Source organism: Pseudomonas putida (assembly GCF_022627325.1).
GTDB lineage: Bacteria > Pseudomonadota > Gammaproteobacteria > Pseudomonadales > Pseudomonadaceae > Aquipseudomonas > Aquipseudomonas putida_X.
Genome location: NZ_JAETZZ010000055.1, coordinates 1 through 280 on the forward strand (window position 1 = coordinate 1; position 280 = coordinate 280).

The following is a 280-nucleotide window of genomic DNA, read 5'->3' on the forward strand; positions in this document are numbered from 1 at the left end:
GGCCCTGCTCGTCTGCCGCACCGACCTGGGCCAGCACGTTGAACGCTACCTGGCGGTCGAAAAAGCGCGGCTCCAGTGGGCGGGCGTTGAGCAGCTCGGCGGTGTCTGCCCAGGGCCGGGAGGCAGTTAATGAACTGGCCCGGCAGACCGCCGAGCATGGTGATGCAACTATTCAATCTGCAACCCTATGCTCCGTTTCACCGGGCCGCGCGCCCGCTTGAACACTGCCCGATCCCTTTGGCAGCCGGCTTGCCTGTGATCACGCCGGCCGCTGAAAGCG

1 pseudogene is annotated in these 280 nt (G+C 66.1%); it reads right to left on the minus strand.

What is annotated here, in order from left to right:
• Positions 1-103: pseudogene (locus tag JNA92_RS25685) on the minus strand (aspartate-semialdehyde dehydrogenase); the annotation flags it as partial.
• Positions 104-280 lie beyond the last annotated feature (177 nt).